20 protein-coding genes, 1 tRNA gene and 1 riboswitch are annotated in these 21302 nt (G+C 72.1%); of the genes, 8 read left to right on the top strand and 13 right to left on the bottom strand.

Annotated features, from left to right (window positions below; genetic code table 11):
* Positions 1-4: 4 nt before the first annotated feature.
* The 4 genes from thrC to ASG76_RS09625 all read right to left on the bottom strand — a co-directional run bounded on the left by thrC (position 5) and on the right by ASG76_RS09625 (position 3313).
* On the bottom strand, positions 5-1300 hold the full coding sequence (gene thrC, locus ASG76_RS09640; protein WP_056602224.1) for a threonine synthase: 1296 nt from the start codon (positions 1298-1300) through the stop codon (positions 5-7).
* Between the two features lie 10 nt (positions 1301-1310).
* Positions 1311-1445, bottom strand: a riboswitch (SAM riboswitch).
* 77 nt (positions 1446-1522) lie between these two features.
* Positions 1523-2353 (bottom strand): trehalose-phosphatase, encoded by an 831-nt coding sequence (otsB, locus tag ASG76_RS09635; protein ID WP_056602223.1) that lies wholly within the window; start codon positions 2351-2353, stop codon positions 1523-1525.
* Positions 2354-2432: 79 nt separating this feature from the next.
* The gene (locus ASG76_RS09630; protein WP_056602222.1) at positions 2433-2990 is read right to left on the bottom strand and encodes a LytR C-terminal domain-containing protein; all 558 of its coding nucleotides are present in this window, start codon (positions 2988-2990) and stop codon (positions 2433-2435) included.
* A 29-nt stretch (positions 2991-3019) separates the two neighbouring features.
* A complete protein-coding gene (locus ASG76_RS09625) occupies positions 3020-3313 on the bottom strand; it encodes a DUF3263 domain-containing protein (protein ID WP_056602221.1) in 294 nt (97 codons plus the stop codon).
* A gap of 193 nt (positions 3314-3506) precedes the next feature.
* Here ASG76_RS09625 and ASG76_RS09620 point away from each other — a divergent pair, with 193 nt between their 5' ends.
* Positions 3507-4949, top strand: a complete 1443-nt coding sequence (locus tag ASG76_RS09620) for an alpha,alpha-trehalose-phosphate synthase (UDP-forming) (RefSeq protein ID WP_056602220.1) — start codon at positions 3507-3509, stop codon at positions 4947-4949.
* Between the two features lie 7 nt (positions 4950-4956).
* Here ASG76_RS09620 and ASG76_RS09615 read toward each other — a convergent pair whose 3' ends face one another.
* The 4 genes from ASG76_RS09615 to ASG76_RS09600 all read right to left on the bottom strand — a co-directional run bounded on the left by ASG76_RS09615 (position 4957) and on the right by ASG76_RS09600 (position 8661).
* Complete coding sequence (locus tag ASG76_RS09615; protein ID WP_056602219.1) at positions 4957-6522, bottom strand: FMN-binding glutamate synthase family protein; 1566 nt, start codon at positions 6520-6522, stop codon at positions 4957-4959.
* A gap of 56 nt (positions 6523-6578) precedes the next feature.
* Positions 6579-7334, bottom strand: a complete 756-nt coding sequence (locus ASG76_RS09610) for an anti-sigma factor (RefSeq protein ID WP_056602218.1) — start codon at positions 7332-7334, stop codon at positions 6579-6581.
* Entirely contained in the window at positions 7321-7908 is a 588-nt protein-coding gene (locus tag ASG76_RS09605; RefSeq protein ID WP_200948113.1) for an RNA polymerase sigma factor, read from the bottom strand. The genes ASG76_RS09610 and ASG76_RS09605 overlap by 14 nt, the downstream gene beginning before the upstream one ends.
* Positions 7909-8022: 114 nt before the next feature.
* Positions 8023-8661, bottom strand: coding sequence for a fasciclin domain-containing protein (locus tag ASG76_RS09600; protein WP_056602216.1), 639 nt, complete (start codon positions 8659-8661; stop codon positions 8023-8025).
* A 97-nt stretch (positions 8662-8758) separates the two neighbouring features.
* On the opposite strand from ASG76_RS09600, the gene ASG76_RS09595 reads away from it, so the two are divergent.
* Genes ASG76_RS09595 through pdxY form a run of 4 tightly spaced genes read left to right on the top strand, consistent with a single transcriptional unit; the run spans position 8759 to position 12409 of the window.
* Entirely contained in the window at positions 8759-10033 is a 1275-nt protein-coding gene (locus ASG76_RS09595) for an alpha/beta fold hydrolase (RefSeq protein WP_056602215.1), read from the top strand.
* Positions 10030-10725: a uracil-DNA glycosylase gene (locus ASG76_RS09590; RefSeq protein WP_056602214.1), complete on the top strand. Its 696-nt coding sequence runs from the start codon at positions 10030-10032 to the stop codon at positions 10723-10725. The genes ASG76_RS09595 and ASG76_RS09590 overlap by 4 nt, the downstream gene beginning before the upstream one ends.
* A 22-nt stretch (positions 10726-10747) precedes the next feature.
* Positions 10748-11521, top strand: a complete 774-nt coding sequence (locus tag ASG76_RS09585; protein ID WP_056602213.1) for a dioxygenase — start codon at positions 10748-10750, stop codon at positions 11519-11521.
* Between the two features lie 24 nt (positions 11522-11545).
* Positions 11546-12409, top strand: coding sequence for a pyridoxal kinase PdxY (pdxY, locus tag ASG76_RS09580; RefSeq protein ID WP_056602212.1), 864 nt, complete (start codon positions 11546-11548; stop codon positions 12407-12409).
* Here the strand turns inward: pdxY and ASG76_RS09575 are convergent.
* The gene (locus ASG76_RS09575; RefSeq protein ID WP_056602211.1) at positions 12406-12807 is read right to left on the bottom strand and encodes an HNH endonuclease; all 402 of its coding nucleotides are present in this window, start codon (positions 12805-12807) and stop codon (positions 12406-12408) included. The genes pdxY and ASG76_RS09575 overlap by 4 nt on opposite strands.
* A gap of 32 nt (positions 12808-12839) precedes the next feature.
* Positions 12840-12911: transfer RNA gene (locus tag ASG76_RS09570), tRNA-Thr, on the bottom strand.
* 60 nt (positions 12912-12971) lie between these two features.
* Here ASG76_RS09570 and ASG76_RS09565 point away from each other — a divergent pair.
* Both ASG76_RS09565 and ASG76_RS09560 read left to right on the top strand, forming a co-directional pair.
* Entirely contained in the window at positions 12972-14822 is a 1851-nt protein-coding gene (locus ASG76_RS09565) for a glycoside hydrolase family 13 protein (RefSeq protein WP_056602210.1), read from the top strand.
* Positions 14823-14831: 9 nt separating this feature from the next.
* The gene (locus ASG76_RS09560) at positions 14832-16040 is read left to right on the top strand and encodes a DUF4032 domain-containing protein (protein ID WP_056602209.1); all 1209 of its coding nucleotides are present in this window, start codon (positions 14832-14834) and stop codon (positions 16038-16040) included.
* 43 nt (positions 16041-16083) lie between these two features.
* On the opposite strand, the gene ASG76_RS09555 is transcribed toward ASG76_RS09560, so the two are convergent.
* The 3 genes from ASG76_RS09555 to cysS are packed head-to-tail and all read right to left on the bottom strand — an operon-like array spanning position 16084 to position 19970.
* The gene (locus ASG76_RS09555; RefSeq protein ID WP_056602208.1) at positions 16084-17580 is read right to left on the bottom strand and encodes a metallophosphoesterase; all 1497 of its coding nucleotides are present in this window, start codon (positions 17578-17580) and stop codon (positions 16084-16086) included.
* A complete protein-coding gene (rlmB, locus tag ASG76_RS09550) occupies positions 17577-18536 on the bottom strand; it encodes a 23S rRNA (guanosine(2251)-2'-O)-methyltransferase RlmB (RefSeq protein WP_056602207.1) in 960 nt (319 codons plus the stop codon). The genes ASG76_RS09555 and rlmB overlap by 4 nt, the downstream gene beginning before the upstream one ends.
* 6 nt (positions 18537-18542) lie before the next feature.
* Entirely contained in the window at positions 18543-19970 is a 1428-nt protein-coding gene (gene cysS, locus ASG76_RS09545; RefSeq protein ID WP_056602206.1) for a cysteine--tRNA ligase, read from the bottom strand.
* Positions 19971-20085: 115 nt separating this feature from the next.
* Here cysS and ASG76_RS09540 point away from each other — a divergent pair, with 115 nt between their 5' ends.
* Positions 20086-21300 carry a C39 family peptidase gene (locus tag ASG76_RS09540; RefSeq protein ID WP_056602205.1) on the top strand — a complete coding sequence of 405 codons (1215 nt, stop codon included), beginning with the start codon at positions 20086-20088 and terminating at the stop codon, positions 21298-21300.
* Positions 21301-21302: the final 2 nt, after the last annotated feature.

Here is a 21302-nt window from a genome sequence, read left to right as displayed (position 1 = left end):
GCGCTCAGAGGACCTGAGCGGCCACGAAGGCGTCGTAGGACGGGGCGATGGTGGCGGCGGGGCCGACGCGGTCGGACACCGCGTCGAGGGTCTTCAGGCCGTGGCCGGTGTTGATCACCACGGTCTCGAGTGAGGTGTCGAGCTGGCCGGTCTCGACGAGCTTCTTGAGCACGCCGACCGTGGTGCCGCCCGCGGTCTCGGTGAAGATCCCCTCGGTGCGGGCGAGCAGCACGATGGCGTCGCGGACCTCGTCGTCGCTGATGTCCTCCACCGCACCGCCGGTGCGCCGGCAGACGTCGAGGACGTAGATCCCGTCGGCCGGGTTGCCGATGGCCAGGCTCTTGGCGATCGTGTCGGGCTTCACCGGGCGGATGGCGTCGGTCTCGGCCTTGTAGGCCACCGACACCGGCGAGCAGCCGGTCGCCTGGGCACCGAACACCTTGTAGGGCTTGTCCTCGACGAGCCCGAGCTTGATCAGCTCCTGGAACGCCTTGTCGACCTTGGTCAGCTGCGAGCCGGACGCCACCGGGATGACGATCTGGTCGGGCAGGCGCCAGCCGAGCTGCTCGGCGATCTCGTAGCCCAGGGTCTTGGAGCCCTCGGCGTAGAAGGGGCGCACGTTGACGTTGACGAACGCCCAGCCCTCCTCCTCGCCGGCGATCTCCGAGGCGAGCTTGTTGACGTCGTCGTAGTTGCCCTCGACCGCGACCAGCTTCTCGGTGAAGACGGCCGAGTTGACCTTCTTCGGCGTCTCGAGGTTGCTGGGGATGAACACCACCGTCGGGATCCCGGCCCGGGCCCCCGCCGCGGCGACGGCGTTGGCCAGGTTGCCCGTCGAGGGGCAGGCGAAGACCTTGGCGTCGAGCTCGCGGGCGGCGCTGAGCGCGCAGGCGACGACGCGGTCCTTGAAGGAGTTGGTCGGGTTGGTGGAGTCGTCCTTCACCCAGAGGTTGTCGATGCCGAGCTCGCGGCCGAGGTTGTGGGCCTTCAACAGGCGGGTGAAGCCCGGCTCCATGTTGGGGCTCTGCTCGATGTCGGTGGGGACCGGCAGCAGGGCCTTGTAGCGCCAGATGTTGGCCGGGCCGGCGGCGATCTCCTCGCGGGTCACGGCCGGGAAGTCGTAGGCCACCTCGAGGGGGCCGAAGCACTCCGGACAGGCGTACGACGGCCCGAGGGCGACCTCGTGCCCGCACTCGCGGCACGCCAGGGCGCGGGCGTTGCCGAAGGCGCCGTCGCGCGGTCCCGTGCCCTTGGTGGTGCCCGGCGTCGTGCTCGTGGTCTCGTCCAGCAGGGTGCTCATGAAGTCCTCCTTCTCATCTGTCCCGCGCGGCTCTCGCGTGGGCCGGATTTGGCACCTGCTCCCATGACTGCCGCGGAGGGCAGGAGGCTCATGGGTGGTTGCCGGGACTTCGTCGGGCCGTTCCCTCAGTCCCTCGTGATGAGCGAAGTCCCAGAGTAGGCAGGGCGTCTCACGATGTGCACATCGAGTCCACCATGTGGATGGGCGGCGTCCGCCCTGCGGTCAGGGCCGGAGGAGCACGTCGCCGAGCAGCTCGACGACCCCGGACGGACCGTCGACGACGAGGTCGGCCAACTCGACCAGGTCGGGCTGCTCGGTGGAGGCGGAGCAGACCACGAGGCCCGGCAGGCCGTGGGCGCGCAGGTCACGGACGGCCTCGAAGGCCTCGACGTCGCCGAGGTCGTCGCCGCCAAAGATCACCCCGGTGGCCTCCTGCTCGGCCACGAACGTGCGCACGGCGTGGCCCTTGTGCATCTCGCTGGACCGGATCTCGATGACGTTGCGCCCGGGCTCCACCGCGAGGTGGTGGCGCTCGGCGAGCTCGGCGATGGGCACCGCCAGACGCTCGAAGGCCCCGGCCGGGTCGGCCATCCGGCGCGTGTGCACGGCGACCGCGAGGCCCTTCTGCTCGATGAAGGCGTCGGCGGCGTCGGCGCGGCGCAGCACCGCGGGCAGCTCGCGCTCGAAGCTCGCCAGGCCCGCCGGCGGGCGCGGTGAGCGGATCCGCTGCTCGGTGGCCGACCACCGCTCGTTGCCGTACTGGCCGAAGACGAAGAGCTCCGCACCGCGGTCGAGCATCGCGTCGCCGAGGGCGTCGAGGTCGCCCATCGCGATCGCCTGCCGCGCGGGCCGGCCGGTGATGACCGCGACCGCGCGGACCGCCTCGGCCAGCTCCAGCAGCGCGCCCGGCGCACCCGGGTGCAGGCGGGCGGCCTCGGGGTCGTCGACGACCGGCGACAGGGTGCCGTCGAAGTCGAGCCCGACCACCGTGCCGGCGAGGACGTCGCGTACGGCGTCGTAGTGGGCGCGCGCTTCGTCGGAGGTGAACTCCATGGCTCAAGCCAACCACGCGGCGTCGGCGCGCGGCCAACCGTCCCGCGTCAGGCGATCCGGTGGGCGATCTGCCAGGAGGTCACTGGGGCGCGTCGGCGGTGAGGATCACCGTCAGTCGGTCGCGCTTCATCACACCCACGGCCGGCGCGGTGCGCCGGATGCCGAGGTCGAGGGCCAGCTGCTTGCCGGCGGCCTTGAGCCGGGGCGGGAAGTAGACCGTGCTGGTCGGGATCAGGCCCTGCCAGTTGTCCTCGCCGACGACCGCCCAGCCGACCCCGGTCGCCTTCGCGGCGGTGCTGGCCGCGAGGCCCTTGATGCCGGAGTTGTTGTAGACCTCGACGTAGACCTCGCCCCGCTTGACGCGGGGCTCGGGCTTCGGCTCCTTGGTCGGCGTCGGCGTCGCGGTGGGCTCGGGACTCGGCGTCTGGTCGGCGCTGGCGATGGTGGCGGTCTCGACGCGGCGCTCGGTCGGCGCCTGGTCGCGGGTGGCGACGAAGGTGATCGAGGCCATCGCGACCGCGAGGACCGAGAGCATCACGAGGGGGGACGGGAAGGCCACGCCGCGCTCGTCACGCCGACGTCGGGAGTGGGTGCGGCCAGTGCTGGGGAAGCCGGTGGAGCCGGGGAAGATGGCCATGGGGAAGGAAGCCGATCGTGAGTGGTTGGTCAGATCTCGAAGCCGAGGCGTCGCGCGGAGCGCTGGCGCTGGCGGGAGGCACGCAGCCGGCGGAGGCGGCGTACGAGGAGGGGGTCGGCCTCGAGCGCCTCGGGACGGTCGATGAGGGCGTTGAGGACCTGGTAGTAGCGGGTGGAGGACATGTCGAACTTCTCGCGGACCGCCTGCTCCTTGGCGCCGGCGTACTTCCACCAGTGGCGCTCGAACTCGAGGATGTCGCGGTCGCGCTGGCTCAGTGCGGCCGCAGACTCCTGCTCGGCTGCGACGTGCTTGGCGGCGTCCATGCCATCTCCTCCTCGACCCCACGCCCACCCGTGCCGGGCGGACTGGGCATGAGTCTAGGCGACGAACGACAACGATGTCATTCGCTCCCGGCGAGTCGTCTGGACAAACCACGACGGTGCGACCACCGCCCTCGTCGTCCCGGGGACACCGTGGGGTGACCTGCAGGTCGTCCGTCGTCGTTAGGGTTGCCGGGTGAGCCCATCGCCGAAGGCAGACCTCGTGATCGTGGCCAACCGCCTGCCGGTGGACCGCGTGCGCCACCCCGACGGCTCCGAGTCGTGGCGCACCTCCCCCGGCGGCCTCGTCACGGCCCTCGAGCCGGTGCTCCGGGCCAACGACGGCGCCTGGATCGGGTGGCCGGGCTCGGCCGACGACGAGGACTTCGAGCCCTTCGTGGAGGACGGCCTGTCGCTGGTGCCGGTCTCGATGAGCTCCCAGGAGGTCGAGGAGTTCTACGAGGGCTTCTCCAACGGCACCCTCTGGCCGCTCTACCACGACGTGATCGCCAAGCCGGAGTTCCACCGCGAGTGGTGGGAGTCCTACGTCAGGGTCAACCGCCGCTTCGCGGACAAGGCCGCCGAGGTCGCCTCGGAGGGCGCCACCGTGTGGGTGCAGGACTACCAGCTCCAGCTCGTGCCGCAGATGCTGCGCGAGCAGCGGCCCGACCTGCGCATCGGCTTCTACCTCCACATCCCCTTCCCGCCCGCCGAGCTCTTCTCGCAGCTCCCGTGGCGCCGGCAGCTGCTCGAGGGCCTGCTGGGAGCCGACCTCATCGGCTTCCAGCTGCCGGGGGCGGCGGCCAACTTCGTACGGCTCGTCCGCAGCCGCGTCGGGCACAAGACCCACCGCGACACCATCTACCTCCCCGACGGCCGGCCGGTGAAGGCGACCGCCTTCCCGATCTCGATCGACACCGCCGGCTTCGAGGAGCTGGCACGGTCCGAGGGCGTGGCCAGGCGGGCCGCGGAGATCCGCGAGGCCCTCGGCAACCCGCGCAAGATCTTCCTGGGAGTCGACCGCCTCGACTACACCAAGGGCATCTACTCCCGCCTGCGCGCCTTCGGCGAGCTGGTGCGCGACGGCAAGCTCGACGTCGAGGACGCCGTGTTCGTGCAGGTCGCGACCCCCTCGCGCGAGCGGGTCGAGCAGTACCGCATCCTGCGCGACGAGATCGAGAGGCTCGTGGGCCGGATCAACGGCGACCACGGCCGGATCGGGCGACCGGCCATCTCCTACATGCACTCCTCGCAGCCGCGCGAGGAGATGGCGGCGCTCTACCGTGCCGCCGACGTCATGGTGGTCACGCCCTTCCGCGACGGCATGAACCTCGTCGCCAAGGAGTACGTCGCCTGCCGCTTCGACAACGGTGGCGCGCTGGTGCTCTCGGAGTTCGCCGGCGCCGCGCAGGAGCTGCGCCAGGCGTGGCTGGTCAACCCCTACGACATCGACGGGATGAAGGCCTCGCTGCTCGAGGCCTTCGCCGCCGACGACAAGGAGAAGTCGCGACGCATGCGCGCCATGCGCAGGACGGTCGTGGCCAACGACGTCTCGAAGTGGGCCGCCGACTTCCTCAGCGCGCTGGACGCGCTGCCCGACCACCACGACAAGAGCGTGCGCCGCTCGCACGCGCGCTGACGCGCTCTCAGGCCGGGGTCTCCTGGGCGCCGCGGTGGGTGGCGTCCTGGGCGACCATGATCGCCTCGATCTGCTCGGCCAGGTGGGGTCCCAGCCGGGGCCACGACGGGTCGTAGCCGTAGGTCTCGCCGAGACCCGTCGCGGCCCGGGTGCCGTCGAGGATGTCGATGTCGCCGGGCCCGATCAGGCCGGGGTGCACCACGCCGACGGCCTCGGACACCTTGAGCAGGTCGCGCCGCAGCGAGCGTACGTAGTTGGCCGCTCGCTCGCTCTTGAGGGTGACGTCGAGGCCGCGGGTGTAGCGGGGGTTCTGCGTCGCCACCCCCACGGGGCAGTGGTCGGTGTGGCACTTCTGCGCCTGGATGCAGCCGATGGCCATCATCGCCTCGCGCCCGGCGTTGACCATGTCGGCACCGAGGGCGAAGGCGACGACCGCGTTCTCCGGGATGCCGAGCTTGCCCGCGCCGATGAAGACCACGTCGTCGCTGAGGCCGGCCGCGGCGAACCGGCGGTAGACCTCGGCGAAGCCGATGCGGAACGGGTAGGCGACCGAGTCGGCGAAGATCATCGGCGCAGCACCGGTGCCACCCTCACCGCCGTCGATGTTGACGAAGTCGACCCCCCGGTCGCCCTGCGCCATCGCCTCGACGAGCTCGTCCCACATCGTCAGGTTGCCCACGGCCGACTTGATGCCCACCGGCAGCCCGGTCGCGTCCGCGACGCGCTCGACGAAGTCGAGCATCGAGTCGACGTCGTCGAAGACCGCGTGGCGGCTGGGGGATGCGCAGTCCTTGCCCTCCGGGATGCCGCGGATCTCGGCGATCTCGCGGCTGACCTTCTCCCCCGGCAGCATCCCGCCGAGGCCGGGCTTGGCGCCCTGGCTGAGCTTGACCTCGATCGCGCGGACCGGGGCGGAATGCACGAGGTCGACCAACCGGTCCAGGTCGAAGCGGCCGTGCTCGTCGCGGCACCCGAAGTAGGACGTGCCGATCTGGAACACGACGTCACCGCCGTGGCGGTGGTGGGGCGACAGCGCGCCCTCACCGGTGTTCTGCAGGCAGCCGGCCAGCGCCGCGCCCTTGTTGAGCGCCTCCACGGCCTTGCCCGACAGCGAGCCGAAGCTCATCCCGGAGATGTTGACCACCGACTGCGGGCGGAAGGCGTGCGTACGACCGCGCGCCGCGCCCATGACCTTGGCGCAGGGCAGGACGATCTCCTCCTGCGCGTGCGGCGTGGTCGCCGCCCCGGGGCCGGTGAACGTGCGGTGCTTGATGATCGGGTAGCCCTCGACGCGCTCGACGTCGTTGTCGGTGCCGAAGCCGAAGTAGTTGTTCTCCAGCTTGGAGCTGGCGTAGACCCAGCGGCGCTGGTCGCGGCTGAAGGGGCGCTCCTCGTCGTTGCTGGTCACGATGTACTGGCGCAGCTCGGGACCGAACCGCTCGAGGAAGAAGCGCGCGTGCCCGATGATCGGGAAGTTGCGCACGATGGCGTGCTTGGACTGCGTCAGGTCGTGCGCGGTCGTCACGGCGGCAGCCGCAGCGGTGCCGCCCAGGATCGCGTACCTCCACCTCATGGGTCGTTCCTAGTCGTCCCGGGTGGAGAAGTCGAGGACCTGGCGCGCGCGGGCGCTCAGGCCAGCTGGCCCCGCGCCAGGCTCACACCCGAGTGGGTGGGGTCGCCGTCGTCGGGCTCGACCGAGATGTCGACGATGCGGTAGCCCTCGTCGATGAGCCCTCGCGGCACGTCGAACGTGCCGTCGTCGCCGCGCGCCAGGATGCCGAGCGCGACCATCCGCTTGCCGTCGACGTTGATCAGCCAGACCTCGTGGAAGCCCTGCTCGTCGCCGAGCGAGGATGCCTCGACCGACACCGTGACGATGTCGTCGTGGCGCACCGCCTCGGCATTGCCGCGCGGAGCGTCGCTGTCGAGGGCGGTGAGGGCGGTGCTCGCGAGCACGGAGCCGGTTGGCTCGGGCTCGACGGGTGTGGCCTCGGGGGTGCCGACCGACATGCGCCCGAACCCCAGACCGGCGACCAGGGCGGTCACCGCGGCCACCGACGCCAGCCAGAGCGGTACGCCGGAGCGGCGACGGCCCGCCAGCGGCACGGGCTCTCCGGTCCCGGCGGGGGCGTCCGGAGCGATGGCCGCCGGCGTGTCGGCGACCACTCCCGCCGGTCGTCCGAGCGCCTCGGCCATGACGCGGGTCCGCAGGCCGGACGGGGGCGCGACCAGCGCGTCCGCTCCGGCGGCGCGGCGGGTGGCGGCGAGGGCCTCGAGCGTCTGCGCACAGGTGGGGCACGCGTGGACGTGCTGCTGCACGTCTGCGGGGACGTCGCCGGGCTCGAGGACGAGGGCTGCGAGGTCGTCGATGTCAGCGTGAGCCATGGCGCACCTCCTCGAGCGTGCGGTGGAGCTGGGTGAGACCGCGTCGGAGGTGGCTCTTCACCGTCCCGAGCGGGAGTCCGGTGGACGCGGCGATGTCGGCGTGGGTGAGGTCCTGCCAGAAGGCCAGGAGCATAATGGTGCGGCGGGGCTCCGCCATCTCGTCGACTGCCTGGCGGACGACGATCCGGTCGGGCTCCATGACGTCTTCGGCGCCGACCCCCTCGTCGGATGGGGTCGCCGCCACCACGGCCTCGATGCGGCGTACGTCGCGGGCGCGGGCCGCGCGGGCGTCGGCGATCTTGTGGCGCGCGATGCCCAGGAGCCAGGCCGGGAACGTGCTGGGGCTCGGCGTCATCGTCTCGCGGCTGCGCCACGCGGCGACGAAGACCTGCTGCGTCACGTCCTCGGCGTCGTGCGTGTCGGCGAGGGCTCGCAGGGCGTAGGTGTGCACGAGCGCCGACCAGCGGTCGTAGACCTCGCCGAGGGCCTCCTCGTGACCGGCCCGGAAGCGCACCGCGAGGGCCTCCACCGAGTCCTCGGGGGCCTCCTCCAGGACCGCTGTTCCTCCCACCACTGCTCCACCGTAGCGGGGGCGCGGCCGGGCGGGGAGGCGCACGACTGTCATCGGTCCTCCCCGCCCGGCCTGCGCGTCACGGCTGTCTCGTGCTCAGCAGCTCGCCGGGACCCCTCAGAGGTCCATCGGGCGCAGGACGCGGTCGATGCCGTGCGCGACCTGCTTGTTGCCCTTGTTGAGGTCGAGCGCGGTCAGCACGACGCGCGGGTCGCGGTCGTTCTTGTCGCGGTCCTTGAGGGTGATGCGCAGCGAGGGCTTCTTCCGGATGTCGACCTTGACCTTGCCGCCCTGGGCGGTGGTGAGCCTGGCGCCGTCGGCCTTGAGGACCTTGTTGCTCGTGAGGGTCTTGCCCGGCACCACGTGGTAGAGCAGGACCTGCTCGATGGTGTCCACGCCGGCCAGGTCGACCAGCGAGGTGAAGATCTTCTTCTCGCTCTTGATGGTCTGGCCGGTCAGGTCCTTGACGAGCAGGCGGAAGGCCTGGTCGGTCGGGGCGAAGACGGTGAGGCGCTGCGTGCCGTCGGCCAGCAGGGCGACGGGCGAGTCCGGCTTCGCGGCGACGACCGCGAGGGCGGCCTCGGTCACGATGTCGAAGTCGGACTTGTCGTTGTCGAACTTGTTGCCGTCGGAGGTCAGCAGGGCGGCGAGGCTGTCCTCCCCGATCGCCTTGGCGTTGGCGGCGGGGGCCGTGGCCTGCACTGCGGTGAGCGCGAGGGCCGAGGCGGCGAGGACTGCGGAGACGCGTCGCTTCATGGGGGGTCCTTCCGTCGGGGGCGCCGTATCGCGCCCGTCGACTGCTTCTCGGCGCGACGCACGGGTCTGGATGCACCCGGGCCGTAGATTTCCTCCCATGGACCTGATCCCCACGCCCGACCAGGTGGTCGCGGCGGCCGGAAACGTCGCGCACACCGTCCTCTACGGCGGCCTCGCCGACCTGCGCCCCATGCCGCGCACCCTGATCGACGACGGCGAGCTGCGCGAGGTCTACCACTACCGGCCCGCCAAGGACGTGCCCGAGACCGGCGACCCCGTCCTGCTGGTCACCCCCCTCGCCGCCCCGGCGCTCTGCTTCGACCTGCGCCGCGGCTGCTCGCTGGTCGAGCACCTCGTCTCGCAGGGCCGACCGACCTACCTCGTGGAGTACGGGCAGGTGTCGTTCAAGAACCGCGCCCTCGGCGTGGAGCACTGGGTCGACGAGGTGCTGCCCGAGGCGATCCGCACCGTGCACGAGCACTCGGGCGGGCGGGGCGTGCACCTCGTCGGGTGGAGCCTGGGCGGCATCTTCGGCCTCCTCGTCGCCGCGGACCGCCAGGACCTGCCCATCGCGTCGCTGACCGTCGTGGGCTCCCCCGTCGACGTGACCAAGGTCCCGCTCGTCGCACCCGTCCGTCCGCTGCTCAACCTGACCCAGGGACGGGGAGCGATCACGCGGGCCTACCGCGCGCTCGGGGGCATCCCCCAGCCGTTGGTCAACTGGGCCTTCACCGCCGCGTCCGCGCAGAAGATCGTCACCAAGCCGCTCGCGGTGCTGACCCACCTCGACGACACCGACTACCTCGCGCAGCTCGAGGCGGTCGACCGCTTCCGGGCCAACATGATCGCCTACCCCGGCCGCACCTTCGGCCAGCTCTACCACCGCTTCGTCAAGGGCAACTCCCTCGCCGGCGGCACGATGGAGGTGGGTGACCGGACGATCGACCTGGGGGCGATCTCGGTCCCGACACTCGTCTTCGGAGGCAACACCGACGGCATCGCGCCGCTGCCTGCCGTACGCGCCGTGGTGCCGCTGCTGACCGGGTCGCGCGAGGTGCGCTTCGAGGTCGTGCCCGGCGGCCACCTCGGCATGCTCACCGGACGCGCCGCGCGCGGCACCACCTGGCAGGTGCTCGACGAGTGGGTCGCGCAGTGGTCGGGTCAGGTGCCGGCTCCCGCGAGGAAGACCTCTGCGAAGAAGGCCCCGGCCAGGAAGGCGGCTGCGAAGAAGGCCACTGCCAAGAAGGCTCCGGCGAAGAAGGTCCCGGCCAAGAAGGTCCCGGCCAAGAAGGCATCGGCTGCCACCATCGGGTCCAACCCTTCGCGGCGCTACGGCTCCGCGAGCTCACGCGCCCTGGGGCAGCGCGGGTGAGCGCCCTCGCCGGGCTGGTCGAGAAGGGGCTCATGGCCCCCGACTGGGCCGAGGCCCTCGCCCCCGTGGACGAGCAGGTCGCGGCCATGGGCCGCTTCCTGCGCGACGAGGTGGCGGCCGGGCGGGGGTACCAGCCCGCCGGCGACCTGGTGTTCCGGGCGTTCCGGCGCCCGCTCGCCGACGTACGGGTGCTGGTCGTGGGACAGGACCCCTACCCCAACCCCAAGCACCCGATCGGGCTGAGCTTCGCGGTCGAGCGGCACGTGCAGCCGCTGCCTCCCAGCCTGCGCAACATCTACGCCGAGCTGCGCGACGACCTCGGCATCGAGCCGCCGTCCCACGGCGACCTCTCCGCCTGGGCCGACCAGGGGGTCATGCTGCTCAACCGCGTCCTGACCGTGCGGCCCGGGGACTCCAACTCCCACCAGCGCAAGGGCTGGGAGGCGGTCACGGAGCGCGCGATCACCGCGCTGGGCGAGCGCGGTGGCCCGTGCGCGGCCATCCTCTGGGGCAACCCGGCCCAGCGGGTGGCGCCCCTGCTCGGCCCGGTCCCGTGGGTGGGGTCGGTGCACCCGTCGCCGCTCAGCGCGCACCGCGGGTTCTTCGGGTCCCGCCCCTTCAGCGCGGTCAACCGGCTGCTCGAGCAGCAGGGCGCGGAGCCGGTCGACTGGACCCTTCCGGAATATAGTTGAAGTCTGTACTATTGAGGATGTCATGACTGCTCCCATGCCCGCCCTGTACATCGGACACGGCGCCCCGCCGCTCCTCGACGACCCGGTGTGGTCCGGGCAGCTGTCCGCGTGGGCGAAGGACCTGCCGCGGCCGAAGGCGATCCTCATCGTCTCCGCGCACTGGGAGTCGGCCCCGGTCAGCCTGACCGCCAGCGGTGCGCCGCTGGTCTACGACTTCGGCGGTTTCGCGCCGAAGTACTACCAGATGACCTACGAGACCCCCGACGCGACGGCGCTCGCCGAGCGGGTCGCCGCGATGATGCCGTCGGGCGAGCCGGTCCACCAGCACGTGTCGCGCGGGCTCGACCACGGCGCGTGGGTGCCGCTGAAGATCATGTTCCCGGAGGCCGACATCCCGGTGCTGCAGATGTCGCTCCCGACCGACGACCCGCACCGGCTGATGAAGCTCGGCGAGCGCCTGCGCCCGCTGCGCGAGGAGGGCGTGCTCATCATCGGCTCGGGCTTCCTGACCCACGGCCTGCCGTTCCTCGAGGACTGGAGCATCGACGCGGCCGCGCCGGGCTGGAGCAAGGACTTCGACCTGTGGGCCGCCGACGCGCTCACCCGCGGCGACGTCGACCTGCTCTCCGACTACAAGGCCAAGGCCCCCGGGATGCCGTACGCCCACCCGACCGTCGAGCACTACACGCCGCTGTTCGTGACGCTGGGCGCCGCGACCGCTGCGGACGCCCCGGGCATCCAGGTGATCGACGGCTACTGGATGGGGCTGTCGAAGCGGTCGTTGCAGGTCGCCTGAGCCTCCGCGGCTAGTCTCGAGATCGTGCGCGTCCTCTCGATCCAGTCCCACGTCGCCTACGGCCACGTCGGCAACTCCGCAGCCGTCTTCCCGCTCCAGCGCCTCGGCCACGAGGTGTGGCCGGTGCTCACGGTGAACTTCTCCAACCACACCGGGTACGGCGCCTGGCGCGGCCCGCTCATCGCCGCCGACGACGTCGCCGCGGTGATCACCGGCATCGGCGAGCGCGGGGCGTTCGAGACGTGCGACGCGATCCTCTCGGGCTACCAGGGCTCTCCGGAGATCGCCGACGTCATCGCCGACGCGGTGGCCCAGGTGAAGGCGGCCAACCCGGCCGCGACGTACACCTGCGACCCGGTCATGGGCAACGCGACGTCGGGCTGCTTCGTCAACCCCGCGATCCCGCCGAAGTACCGCTCCACCGTCATCCCCATCGCCGACGTGCTGACGCCCAACCAGTTCGAGCTCGGCTTCATCACCGACCGCGACGCGCTGAGCGGCCCGTCCTCCCTCGACGACGTGCTGGCCGCGGTCGACGAGGTGCGCGACCTCGGCCCGTCCACCGTCCTGGTCACCTCGGTGGACCGCGAGGGTGCTGCCGAGGACACCATCGAGATGCTCGCCGTGACCGAGGACGGCGCGTGGCTGGTGGCCACCCCGCGCCTGCCGATGAAGGCCAACGGCTCGGGCGACATCACCGCCGCGCTCTTCACCGCGCACCTGGCCGGCACCGGCTCCCCCGCCGACGCGCTCGCCCGCACCGCCTCGTCGGTCTTCGCGGTGCTCAAGGAGACGCTCGACTCGGGTGAGCGCGAGCTGCGGCTGATCGCTGCCCAGGACGCCATCGCCGCACCGGCGTGCGAGTTCGAGGTCACGCAGGTTCGCTAGTAGGACTTGCCGTCGGCGTAGCGCTGGCGGCGCCAGGCTCGCCCCTTGCCCCGGTTGCGGGCCTTGAAGGTGGGCAGCTGCGAGTCGCAGTTGGGACACACGAGCCGGAGGTTCTCACGGCGGTTGTTGGTCGCATCCCCGTCGACGTGGTCGAGGACGAGCCGGAGCTCCATGCCGTTCCACAGCACCGGGCACGCGCACAGGGCGCAGGCGTGGCCCTGGTCCTCGAGGAGGTGCAGACGGACGTAGTGGCCGACGCCGCTTCCGGGCCTGGCGACTCCGGTCTCGAGCCAGAGAGCGACGTTGCGTTCTCGCTCCGCCGCGCGCTGGCACCGATTGCTGCAGAAGAGCTTCTGATGACGCTTGGTGAGAGTGGCGCCGCACCCGAGGCAGCTCATGCGACGACGCTAGGCGTAGCCACCGACAGCGGAGCCGCGTGAGAGATTCGAACTCTCGCAACCCAATTTACAAGATTGGTGCTCTACCCCTGAGCTAACGCGGCGTGCGTCCGGGGACGCGGCGGCAATCCTAGTCAGGCGCCCCGGCTGACAGGATGACCCCCGTGAGCCTCCTCGACCTCCCCCACCACGACGGCTCCCCGCTCTACGTCTCCGACGAGGCGCCGATGTTGGGTGACACCGTCACGGTGCGGGCGCGGACGAGCGCGCACGACGCGGTGGCCGAGGTCTGGCTGCGCACGACGTACGACGCCGAGCCGGTCTTCCACCCGACGACCTCGACCACCGAGGGCGACGTGGTGTGGTGGACGGCCCGGCTACCGGTGCACAACCCCGTCACCCACTACCGCTTCCTCCTCGTCCGCACCGCCGCAGACGGCGCGCCCGAGGGCGAGCAGGTCTGGCTCACCGGTGCCGGGCTCGTCGGGCACGACGCCCCCGACGCCGCCGACTTCCGCCTCGCGGCGTACCCCGAGGCACCTGGCTGGGGTCGCGACGGCGTCGTCTACCAGGTCTTCCCCGACCGCTTCGCCCGCTCAGCCGCCGCCGACGCCCGCGAGGTGCCCGACTGGGCTCTGCCGGCCGAGTGGGACGACGAGGTGGTGTTCGAGGGCAGCGACCCCCGCACACCCATGCAGCTCTTCGGCGGCGACCTCGACGGCATCACCGAGCACCTCGACCACGTCGCCGACGTCGGCGCCGACATCATCTACACCACGCCCGTCTTCCCCGGTGAGAGCAACCACCGCTACAACGCGACGACCTTCACCGAGGTCGACCCGCTGCTTGGCGGCAGCGCGGCGTACGCCCGGCTGAGCGCCGCGGTCCACGCGCGGGGCTGGCGCATCCTCGGCGACCTCACCACCAACCACACCGGCGACACCCACGAGTGGTTCCTGTCCGCGGTCGACGACCCGGACGACCCGCACCGCGCGTTCTACTACTTCGACGACGACGGCACCTATGCCTGCTGGATGGGCCACGGCACGCTGCCGAAGATCAACCACGCCAACCACGACGTGCGCCACGCCATGGTGGAGGGCCCCGACTCGGTGGTCGGTCGCTGGCTGCAGCCGCCCTACGACGTGGACGGCTGGCGCATCGACGTGGCCAACATGACGGGCCGGCTCGCCGACATCGACGTCGCCCACGAGGTCGCCCGGGCGGTGCGCAGGACCGCGGCGGCGCTGCGTGAGGACCCGTGGGTGATCGGCGAGCACAACCACGACGCGACCGGCGACGTGGACGGCGACGGCTGGCACGGCACCATGAACTACTCCGGCTTCTCCTGGCCGGTCTGGTCCTGGCTGCGCGAGACCTCCTCGCCGGCGCGCCCGTTCGGCCGGCCCGTGGCGGTGCCGCGACGCGACGGACGAGCGGTCGTGGACACCTTCCGCGCGTGGCAGGGCACCCTCGGCTGGCGGGCCACCGCGGCGAGCTGGAACATCCTCGGCTCCCACGACTCCGCCCGGATCCGCACGGTCGTGGGCGGGGACGCCGCCGTGCACCGCGTGGCCGCCGGCCTCCAGTTCACGATGCCGGGCGTGCCGATGGTCTTCGCCGGCGACGAGATCGGCCTCGAGGGCGTCAACGGCGAGGACGCGCGGCGCCCGATGCCGTGGCACCGGCGCGAGGAGTGGGACACCCGCACCCTCGCGACGTACGCCGACCTGGCGCGGCTGCGACGCACCCACCCGGCGCTGCGGCGCGGCGGCCTGCGGTGGGCCCACGTCGACGACGACACCATCGCCTACCTCCGCGAACACCCGGAGGGCACCGTGCTGGTGGTGGCCCGGCGAGCCGCGGGCGAGGCGTTCTCGGTCGGGGTCGCGGCTTCGCGCCACCTCTTCGGCTCCGAGCCCGGTGGCGGCGACCTGGCCCCCGCGCCCGACGGGGTCCAAGTGCCGGCCTCCGACGGTCCGCGCTGCGACGTGTGGCAGGTCGCCGCGGAGTAGGGTCCGCTCATGGCCATGCGGATCGTCGCCAGCCGGCCGGACCCGGCCATCCTCGGCCTGCCGTGGGACACCCCCCTCGAGGAGTGGCCCGACGACTTCGTCGTGCCGTTGCCGCGCGGACTGTCGCGCCACGTCGTGCGGATCGTGCGGCTCGGCGCCAACGTCTACGCCGTCAAGGAGACCCAGGACGACATCGCGTTCCGGGAGTACCGGATGCTGCGCGACCTGCAGCGGATCGGGCTGCCGGCCGTCGTGCCGCAAGGGGTCGTCACCGGTCGCGAGGACGCCGACGGCGAGGAGCTGCCGGCGGCGCTGGTCACCAAGCACCTCCAATTCTCCCTGCCCTACCGCAGCCTCTTCAGCCGGGGCATGACCGCGGAGCACGTGCCCACCCTGATCGACGCGATCGTCGTGCTGCTGGTGCGCCTGCACTTGGCCGGCTTCTACTGGGGCGACGTGTCGCTGTCCAACGTGCTGTTCCGGCGCAATGCCGGCGAGTTCGCCGCCTACCTCGTCGACGCCGAGACCGGCGAGCTGCACGACGAGGTCAGCGACCGCATGCGCGACTACGACATCACGGTGGGCTGCGAGAACATCTTCGCCGAGCTGATGGACCTGAGCGCCAGCGGTGCGGTGCAGCAGCCCATCGACGGATTCGGCATCATCGAGCACCTCCGCACCCGCTACGAGGCCCTGTGGGGCGAGCTCACCGGGCTCGAGGAGTTCGGCGCCGACGAGATGTGGCGCATCGAGCGTCGCGTCGAGCGGCTCAACGACCTCGGCTTCGACGTCGACGAGCTCGACATCGTCACCGACCTCGGCGGCGACACCATCCGCATCCAGCCCAAGGTCGTCGACCTCGGCCACCACACCCGCGAGATCCAGTCGCTGACGGGCATGACGGTGGAGGACAACCAGGCGCGACGGATGCTCAACGACATCGCGTCGTTCACCGCCCACCACGACCTCGGCCGAGAGGACCGGCACCTGGTGGCGAGCAAGTGGGTGCACGAGATCTTCGAGCCGATCATGGCGATGATCCCGCCCGACGCCACGCGCAAGCTGGAGCCGGCAGAGATCTTCCACGAGATCCTCGAGCACCGTTGGTACCTCTCGGAGCGGGCGGGCGCCGAGGTCGACATCCACGAGACCGCCCGCGACTACATCGACCGCTTCCTCACCCGCAAGCCGGACGAGGCGATCACCGTCGAGGAGTGAGCCGCACACGGTGCCGGGGTCGGCACCCTGGCGCGGGGGGACCTCAGCCCGGCTCGATCGGGCTCCAGTCGCCGACACGCCACGAGCCGTCGGTGCGCAGCCGCACCCACTGCAGCCCGACCGGGCGCCCGTCGGCGTAGGTCACCAGGCTCACGTCGGCGTCGCGCCGCGGCTTGCTGCCCAGCGCGAAGGCGTACGCCGCCCCGCCGGTGGTGCCGTTGGTCCAGGTGTAGCCGGCGCCACCGCCCTCGCCCGTGACGGCCTCGGGCCCGGCCTGCACGTGGGTGTGGCCCCCGAGGACCAGGTCGACGCACCCGCGGTCGAGCGCCTCGCGGCCGAGGTTGGCGTCGTGGACGAGCACCGTGCTGACCCGCTCGCCGTCCTCGGCCGCGGCGCACGCCGCGTCGGCGAGGCGCTCACCCACCTCGGTGAAGCTCAGGCCCGACTCGTCGCGCCAGCTGCCCAGGCCGCTGCTGCGCGGGTCGTCGACCCCGAGCAGCGAGCCGTCCCAGGGGGCGTCGACGACCTCGCCGGCGAGCATCGTCCAGCCCTGCTCGCCGAGGTAGCTGCTGACGAAGCTGCCGTGGTCGTGGTTGCCGGCGACACCGAAGCGCTCCCAGCCCTCGAAGGCCCCGGTGACCGAGTCCAGGCTGAACGCCTCCCACGGTGAGCCGGTCGAGGTGTCGTCGCCCGCGTCGAGCAGGACGCTCGCACCGGCCCGCTCGCCGATCGCGCGGGCCACGCGGTCCATGCCGATGTTGTCGTGGCGGTCGCTGACCAGCAGGGCCACCGTCTCGCCCTCCTCGGGCTCCCGGATGTCGAGGTCGGCGGCCTGCTCGGCGGCGGTGGAGTAGAAAGCCTTGCTCTTGTCGTAGGTGTCGATCGCGCTGAGCACCAGTCGCTTGGACTGCGTGGTGACGGGTCCGGTGCGCACCTCGATGTCGCGCACCTCGGCGGGCAGCTCGACGTCGGGCCCGGCGAACGCGGCCAACGTCTGCCAGGTGCCCTGCCCCTCCAGGGTCTCCTCCGGGGTCTCCCACGGTTGCCACAACAGCACCGGCAGGGCCACGAGGAGCACGCCGGCGACCGCGCCCTGGCGGGTGCGCAGCCCGCGGAACAGCTCGCCACGGCGGTGCCGGCCGAGCATGAGGAACACGACGACCGGGAGCAGGCCGACGGCGGCCCCGCGGATCGCGGCGGCGACCGCCATGTCCAGCACGACCGACTGCACCTTGTCGATGGAAGCGCTCGGGTCGCCCGCGATGAGGGCGTAGCGCTGGACGAGCTCCTCGATGGAGCCCACCTCGGTCTTGCCGAGGGCCAGCGTGACCCCGACCGGACCGACGTCACGGAAGCGCAGGTCGGGCAGGAGGGGACCGGTCTGCACGATCGCGTCGCGCGCCAGCGTGGGGCGTACGACGGTGTCGTGGCCGACCAGCACGACCGTCCGGCTGCTGGTGAGGAAGAGCGAGACGGCGACGGCCAGCCCCAGCGCGGTGCTCAGGCACACCAGCGCGAGGCCGACCAGCAGCCGTCTCATGCCAGGCGGGCCTGCGAGATCGAGTAGAGGGCCACCGAGGCGGCCACGCCTGCGTTGAGCGACTCGAGCTGCCCGGCCATCGGGATCGACACGATCGCGTCGCACGTCTCGGCGACCAGGCGCCCGAGGCCCTTGCCCTCGGAGCCGACGACCACCACGAGCGGGCCCTCGGCGAGGCCGCCGGGGGCGACGAGCTCGGGAAGCGAGAGGTCACCGTCGGCGGCGAGGCCGACGACCATGCAGCCCGCCTCCTGGTAGGCCTTGAGCTGGCGGGTCAGGTTGACCGTCTGCGCGACCGGGATCCGGGCCGCGGCGCCGGCGCTGGTCTTCCACGCCGACGCAGTCATCCCGGCGGCACGCCGCTCGGGGATGAGCACCCCGTGGGCGCCGAAGCCGGCAGCCGAGCGGATCACCGCTCCGAGGTTGCGCGGGTCGGTCACCTGGTCGAGGGCGATGACGAGCGCGGGCTCCTTGAGCTCGGCGGCGCGCTCGAGGAGGTCGTCGGCGTGGGCGTAGTCATAGCTCGGCAGCCGGACGGCGAGGCCCTGGTGCACCGCGCCGCTGGTCATCCGGTCCATCTCGTTGCGGGTGACCTCGAGCAGGGTCAGGCCGCGGTCGGCGGCGAGCTTGAAGGCCTCGCGCATCCGGCCGTCGCGCTCGGCGCCCTCGGCGACGTAGATCGCCGAGACCGGCACGCCGGCCTGGAGCAGCTCGACGACCGAGTTGCGACCCGCCGCCCACTCGGCGTCGGACGACGTACGCCGCTTCGGCCGCGTGTCCTTGGCCTTCTCGGCGCGCTTCGCCGCCTTGTGCGCCTGGTGGTAGGGGCGGTCCTTGGCCTTGGGGGTCGGCCCCCGGCCCTCGAGGCCGCGTCGCACGCGCCCCCCGGAGCCGGCCGTGGGGTTGCCCTTGCCGGTCTTCTTGATGGCGCCCTTGCGCTTGGAATTACCTGCCATGACGGGTCACACGCTTCCCTGGATGATGGTCCACCGGGGGCCGGTCGAGGTGTCCTCGACCTCCAACCCGGCGCTCTTGATCTGGTCTCGGATGGCGTCCGCGCGCGCCCAGTCCTTCGCCTCGCGGGCGGCCGCACGCTCGGCGAGCAGGCCCCTCACGAGCACGTCCACGACGTCGGTCAGCCGGTCGTCGGACGCAGCCGCGGCCCAGGCCTCGTCGGCCGGGTCGAGCCCGAGCACATCGAGCATCGCGCGCACCGATGCGGCGTTTCCCCTCAGGGCCCGCTCGTCGCCGCCCTCGGCGAGCAGCTTGTTGCCCTCGCGCACGACGTCGTGGATGGCCGCCACTGCGGCGGGCGTGCCGAGGTCGTCGTCCATGGCGGCGACGAAGTCGGCGCACCAGATGCCGTCTGCCGGCACCGCACCGCCCAGCACCCCACCGGCGCGCTCCAGGAAGTCCTCGATGCGGCGGAAGCCCTTGGCGGCCTCGTCGAGCGCCTCGAAGCTGAACTCGACGTGCGAGCGGTAGTGCGCGGCGACGATGTAGTAGCGCAGCTCGATGCCGCGCACGCGCTCGAGCACCGACGGGATGAGCATCGAGTTGCCGAGCGACTTGCTCATCTTCTCGCCCGCCGTGGTGATCCAGGCGTTGTGCAGCCAGTACGACGCGAACGGCCGGCCGGCCGCGCGCGACTGGGCCTGCTCGTTCTCGTGGTGGGGGAAGCGGAGGTCGACGCCGCCGCCGTGGATGTCGAAGGCGGGGCCGAGGTACTTGCCGGCCATCGCCGAGCACTCGATGTGCCAGCCGGGGCGACCGGGACCCCACGGGGACGGCCACGCGGCGGTCGCGGGCTCGCTCTCCTTCTTGTGTCCCTTCCACAGCGCGAAGTCGCGCGGGTCGCGCTTGCCGCGCGGGTCGGCGTCGCCGGCGGGCTCCATGTCCTCGACCTTCTGCCGCGTCAGCTCGCCGTAGGCCGCCCAGCTGCGCACGTCGAAGTAGACGTCGCCGCTGCCGTCCTCGGCGGCGTAGGCGTGGCCCCGGGCGACGAGCTGCTCGATGAGCTCGACGATCTCCGGGACGTGGCCGGTCGCGCCGGGCTCGTAGGTCGGCGGGAGCACGTTGATCGCTGCCAGGGCCTTGTCGAGCTCGCGCTTCATCGCGGCCGCGAGGGCATACCAGTGCACGCCCTGCTCCGCCGACTTGGCGAGGATCTTGTCGTCGATGTCGGTGACGTTGCGGATGAAGTCGACCTCGTAGCCGCTCGCGGCCAGCCACCGGCGCAGCACGTCGAAGTTGACCGCCGAGCGCACGTGCCCCACGTGGGGCTCGGACTGCACGGTGAGACCACAGACGTAGATCCCCGCCCGGCCCGGGACGAGCGGGGCGAAGTCGCGGGTCTCGCGTGCAGCGGTGTCGTGGAGCCTCAGGGTCACCGTCCGAGTCTAGGGTGGGCGGACGCGATCCCCCGCCTCGGCGGACGCTCCCCGCCCGCTGGCACCAGTCCTGTGACTCCTGTGACGGGTGGGGCAGATCGGGTTATCGTCGAGCGTGCTCCGACGCCCTGCCGCCCTGCTGCTCGCCCTCCCGCTGGCCCTGGGCGCCCTGCTCCCGGCGACCCTGTCCCCGGCCGCGACCGCGCACGCCGAGACCGCCCGCCGGGCGTCGGCACAGGTGCAGCTCACGTCGTGGAGCAGCTATGCCGAGCTCAAGTCGGGCACGCGGCGCGGCGCCAAGCTCGGACGCGGACAGGTCTCCCTGCTCGCGCCCACGCCGCGCACCGTGGCAGGCAAGGCCTACGAGGCGGGCACCTGGACCTCCCCCTGGGCCACCACCGCCTTCGGCGCGACGGCGCTGGTCCCGACGTGGGAGGCGACCACGCCCGGGCGCAGCCTGGTCCGCGTCGAGGTGCGCGCCCGCGCCGCCGACGGTCGCACCGGCAGCTGGGACACCATGGCCGACTGGTCGCTGCGCACGCGTCCGGTGCCGCGCACGACGTACTCCGGGCAGACCGACGACCTCGGCCGGGTCAGCGCCGACACGTGGTACGCCGCCGACGCGGTCACAGCCTGGCAGGTGCGGGTCACGCTGATGCGGCCCCGCGGCTCGAGCCTGCCGGTCAGCCTCGAGCGGGTCGGGGCCGTGGCCTCGGTCGACGCCAGCGCGCCGCGGCCGACCTCACGCCCCGGGCCCGCCGCGGGCACGGTGCTCGACGTGCCGACCTACAGCCAGATGGTCCACGCCGGCCACTACCCGCAGTGGGGCGGCGGCGGCGAGGCGTGGTGCTCGGCCACGTCGACGGCGATGGTGCTGGCCTACTACGGCGTCGCCCCCGCCCCCACCGGCATCACCCCTGGCCACGTCGACGCCGTGGTCGACCACACCGCCAAGATGGTCTACGACCACGGCTACCGCGGCACCGGCAACTGGGCGTTCAACACCGCCTACGCCGCCACGCTGGTCGGCGGCGACTCCTACGTCACCCGGATGCGCGACCTGCGCGAGGCCGAGGACTACGTCGCGGCCGGGGTGCCGCTCGTCATCTCCGTCGCCTTCGGGCGCAACCAGCTCACCGGCGCGCCCATCTCGGCGAGCAACGGACACCTGCTGGTGGTCGTCGGCTTCGAGGCCGACGGCGACGTCGTGGTCAACGACTCCGCGGGCGCGAGCAACGGCGAGGTGCGCCGCGTCTACGACCGTGCGCAGCTCGAGCGGGTCTGGATCGCGGCCTCCGGCGGGACGGCGTACGTCATCCGCAACGGGTGAGC

Origin of the sequence: Nocardioides sp. Soil774 (assembly GCF_001428125.1) — a bacterium.
Classification (GTDB): domain Bacteria; phylum Actinomycetota; class Actinomycetes; order Propionibacteriales; family Nocardioidaceae; genus Nocardioides.
The sequence above is the reverse complement of the archived record's forward strand: the minus strand, read 5'-3'. Positions and strand labels throughout refer to the sequence as shown.